This is a genomic window from Cryobacterium sp. Y11, from assembly GCF_002929535.1.
Taxonomy (GTDB): domain Bacteria; phylum Actinomycetota; class Actinomycetes; order Actinomycetales; family Microbacteriaceae; genus Cryobacterium.
Genome location: NZ_PJJO01000021.1, coordinates 1 through 3,012 on the forward strand (window position 1 = coordinate 1; position 3,012 = coordinate 3,012).

Annotated in this window: 4 protein-coding genes; 3 read left to right on the forward strand and 1 reads right to left on the reverse strand. The window is 59.4% G+C overall.

From position 1 onward, the window contains the following. Positions 1-443 (forward strand): recombinase family protein (locus CXY75_RS00235; protein ID WP_104080898.1); only part of this gene is annotated, 443 nt, incomplete at its 5' end. 25 nt (positions 444-468) lie between these two features. Here CXY75_RS00235 and CXY75_RS00240 read toward each other — a convergent pair. Further along, positions 469-1,335: a DNA/RNA non-specific endonuclease gene (locus CXY75_RS00240; RefSeq protein ID WP_104080899.1), complete on the reverse strand. Its 867-nt coding sequence runs from the start codon at positions 1,333-1,335 to the stop codon at positions 469-471. Between the two features lie 420 nt (positions 1,336-1,755). Here CXY75_RS00240 and CXY75_RS19935 point away from each other — a divergent pair, with 420 nt between their 5' ends. Together CXY75_RS19935 and CXY75_RS00245 are read left to right on the forward strand one after the other, a co-directional pair. After that, positions 1,756-1,899, forward strand: coding sequence for a GPGG-motif small membrane protein (locus tag CXY75_RS19935; RefSeq protein ID WP_166786221.1), 144 nt, complete (start codon positions 1,756-1,758; stop codon positions 1,897-1,899). A gap of 554 nt (positions 1,900-2,453) precedes the next feature. Then, a partial coding sequence (locus CXY75_RS00245; RefSeq protein WP_199182307.1) for an aromatic acid exporter family protein occupies positions 2,454-3,012 on the forward strand: 559 nt, incomplete at its 3' end.

The window sequence follows — 3,012 nt, forward strand, 5'->3', positions numbered from 1 at the left end:
AGAACCGGCCCGAGCTGGAGGAGATGATTCGGTTCGTTCGAGATGGCGATACTGTTCTCGTGCATTCCATGGATCGTCTTGCCCGCAACCTCGATGATCTTCGCTTGATCGTGCGCCGGCTCACCGCGAAGAAGGTTCGGGTCGAGTTCGTGAAAGAGCAACTCTCCTTCACCGGTGACGACAACGCAATGGCGAACCTGCTCTTGAACGTTATGGGAGCGTTTGCTGAGTTTGAGCGGTCTTTGATCCGTGAGCGTCAACGTGAGGGCATTGCCCTGGCGAAGAAACGTGGCGTGTACCGCGGCCGTATCCCATCCTTGGATGTGGTCCGTGCGGCTGAGCTGCGTGAGAAGGCTGCTGCGGGCGTGCCGAAGTCTGTTCTTGCTCGAGAGTTTGGGGTCAGCCGTGAAACCGTCTATGTTTACCTTCGCGCTGGGGTCTGAGCTGGCTGTAGATGATTCGGTGTGGTTAGAGGTGGATGCTTGCGGTGTCGGTCAGTTCGACCCAGCGCGTTCGCTGGTCGGTGTCTTCCTGGATTGTTGGGGCCGGGGCGTAGACGTCTGCTTCGGATAGGGCGGTCAGGTTGAGCCCGGTGAGGTCGATGATGTCCCCGATGGGTGCTTGGTAGGTGCGGTATGGTCCAAGCGGTGGGGGAGTGCCGTACATGAGGGCTGGGGCGTGGATCGTGTCAAGGTCGATGTCCTCTAACTGTGGACTTTGGTCGAGGACGAATCCGGCAGCGTGCAGAGCGGTGGAGCCGTGCAGGGTCGTGGTCCATGCCGCGATCTTCCAGAATGCTTGCGGGATCTTCACGCCGCGGTATATCGGGTCCTGGGCGGAGAGTACGGGGGCGGTGAAGACGCTGATGCGGTTACTGTTGGTGCGTGCGTAGGTGAGGACGTGGTCCTCGAGGCCGAGCCAGAGTTGTTTCGATTGGTTGAAGGCTGCGGCTTGGGGTGCGGCGTTGGTGTAGGCGAAGGTGTCGTAATTTGCTCGCCGGGCTGTCGTTGTGTCGCCCCAGACCGGGTCCAGGCGGCGGACGAGGTGCCCGCGGTCGAGATCGTTTCTGGCATAGACGTCCTCTCCGGCCTGTTCGTAGATCGGGATACGCGAGTCGAGGTGCCAGCCTTCGCCTCGATCAACGGTAACGAGGTGATCCCCGTCGATGTTGACGCCAGTCGCGATCGCGAGGCGCCGCGCAGGGTCGAGAAGCACGGTGAAATGTGTGTAGAGCAGTTCACGAATCAGGGTTCCTGCGGGAGGGGCCGGGAGTGGCAGAGCGACTTCAAGGAATTCGGCGTTGTATCCAGCGGGGTAAAGTAGTGCGGCTTTCATAGTGATAGTCAAGCAGCCAGAGCCGACCGTTGGGGTTTTTGGATTTATATGGCGGCGTTAAGGGGAAGGCTCCTGTTCGCTGGTGTTTTTTGCTGGCCATAGACGCGAGTGCCCGAACGTGCTGACACCAATCTGGAAGTCGCCTTCAGTGCATGGCTCGACGACAAAACTCAATAAACCAAGGCGGCGCAAAAAGCCGCTTGACATCAATAAGAGCATCCCCTCGGGGGACGTGACCGTGCTTGGGTTCTCTTGGTCGGTTCGCATGGCGGCTAACACCTGATGACAGCGTCTTACCTCCACGCCATTTTGGATAAAACACAGTAGTCAGAGACCGAGCAGGGGGTACGTTCGATTCAACAGATCGAAAACCGCTATGGGCGTACGGCCCGTCGGCGCTGAATGAAATGGAGCAGCACCATGGCAACAATTCTCTGGATCATTGCGGTAATCCTCGTAATTGCAGGCATTTTCGCGTTATTTCGACGCCAAATTCTCTGGGGTATTGTGCTCATCGTCGTGGGACTGTTGGTTGGTCCAGGTGGCGTGAGCCTCTTCACTTGAGACTGCGGATCGAGTAGCCGTTTCGGGGCGTGGCGGAGCTCCGGAACGGTTTCGGCGTGAAGGATCCACTGACGCTCTTCGTTGTCTGAGCGCGGCAAGACGATATGGGCAATGTCTGCCGTCAGCGCCTGGCGGCGTTGCGCGAGCCGTTTCGCGGATGCTCGAGCTATCACCTTCGGAGTGGTCCCCGGCGCCGGACGTGTGCGCGCGAGAGTGACCGCCAGTTTGGCGCCGTCAAAGCGACGAAAATCCTGTCGGACTGCCTCGGGCGCGCGAACCAATAGTGCGTGGATCTGATTGATGCTCGCGGTGCGTGCCTTGCTGGCTGAGGAGCGTTCCGCGAGCAAGATCAGCATCGATTCGACATCGCCGTTGCGTTGTCGGACACGGCATGAACGGAGGTGGACATCCCTTCCGAAAATTCTGAGTTCCGTACCGGCGACTGCGAGAGTGGTTTCCTTGTCGGATGTTTCCCAGCGCCTCGCCAGCATCCGCGCTTAACCTGCGGGGCGAGCGGATCCCAACTCTCCGTTGCCGCGGAAGAGACGTAGACGATGTCGAGAACGATTTTCCCGTGGAACGCATCACGGCTGGCGTTGGTCCGTCGTCTTCAACCTCCGCGATTCCTCCAGGTCACCAAGATTGCTGTTGCTGTGGCGATCGCCTGGACGGTGTCCCCTTTTCTCCCCGGGGACGCTCAGGAATTGCGGTACTACGCGCCGCTGGGCGCACTTTTGAGCATGCACCCAACGCTTATGCGTTCTCTCCGCAGCGCTTTACAAACCCTCGCTGGGCTCGCCGTGGGAATCGCCCTTGCTGGGGCCGTGCTCCTCCTGAGCGAGCCCAGCGTGTGGACGATCTCGCTGGTTATCGGCCTTGGCTCTCTTATCGGAGGAATGCGGTGGCTTGGTGTCGGCGGAGAACAAGTACCCCTGACTGCTCTTTTCGTTCTCATCATCGGCGGTCCGGAAGCCGATGATTACTCGGTCGGTTATCTCGCCCAAGTTTCTCTGGGAATAGTGGTGGGACTTTTGGTCAACCTGCTCATTTTGCCGCCGCTTGCGATCGGCACGGCTGTCGAGCGGTTGACCAGTTTTCGAGGCACCCTCGCCA